Raw genomic sequence first — 1,045 nt, forward strand, 5'->3', positions numbered from 1 at the left:
GATGAAACCACCACATGAGGGATCTTCAGTTCATTCGCCATAATCTGATACAGATGTTTCCGGTGTGGCAAACCGATATTCTCATGAAGCATCAGGCGATGGATTATCGTCAGTACACTATCCACACCGTATACGGCCAACAGGATAATCCAACTGAAATCCTCCGTCCGGATAACTAACTTGCCGATAAAGAACAGCAGAACGAATGCAATGCAGACAGAACCGACATCACCGGCAAAACACTTGGCACGTTTCCGGAAATTGAAGAAGTTGAAAACAAAGACACTGCAAAGCACCGTCAGAATAAAATCCTGTTCGACGAAAGGAACGACCGCCTCATTGATATAAGCAAGGGCTACGAGAACAACCAATGAATATCCGCCGGTGATGCCATTGATGCCATCCATGAAATTGTAGGCATTGATGATACCCGTACAAACGATCAATGCCACAAAAAGCGTCCACCAAGGGAGTGAAAACAACCCCCATTGATAAAACATCAAAGCCATGGCGGAGAAATGAAACACCAGTCGGAGTACTTGTGAAGTGGAACGGATGTCGTCTACAAAGCTGATAAAGGTGATCAATGTCAAGGCAAGCATAAACCAGGGGTATTCAAAATGACTCGTCAGAAAATAAGCCAATACACCAAAATAAAAGATGATCCCTCCACCACGCAAAGTAATGCGGGTGTGAGAACTACGTTCATTCGGCTTGTCGATGATATTACATTTATCAGCGATGCGGAAATAAAAAAGTTCTGCAAGGAAGAGCAGAACTAAGATGATTAGATAATACACAGTCTTATATATTTAAAAAGTATCTTCGATCATGGAAATAATAAAAGAGCCAATCATCTGATTATAAACGGATAATCTTGACCCGATCACAAATCACTCAAACGATTGTATGGTCTTTATCAAGCCCTCTTTAGCAGTCACCGGCATTTTTTCAATGCCCAATGCGTTCTTTATTTTGGCATTACTAACCACATAATTCTCCGTCAGCTTCCGAAGACGCTCCTTGTTTAAAGGCAGATGCAGTA

Annotated in this window: 1 protein-coding gene and 1 pseudogene; both read right to left on the reverse strand. The window is 42.1% G+C overall.

The window, feature by feature from the left end; translation table 11 throughout:
• The coding region (locus QVP90_RS01645; protein WP_288203733.1) for an MraY family glycosyltransferase at positions 1-800 on the reverse strand (800 nt) is incomplete at its 3' end.
• Positions 801-893: 93 nt separating this feature from the next.
• Positions 894-1,045 (reverse strand): annotated as a pseudogene (locus QVP90_RS01650) (NAD-dependent epimerase/dehydratase family protein); the annotation flags it as partial.

Origin of the sequence: Bacteroides sp. CAG:189, assembly GCF_000432295.1 — a bacterium.
GTDB lineage: Bacteria > Bacteroidota > Bacteroidia > Bacteroidales > Bacteroidaceae > Bacteroides > Bacteroides salyersiae.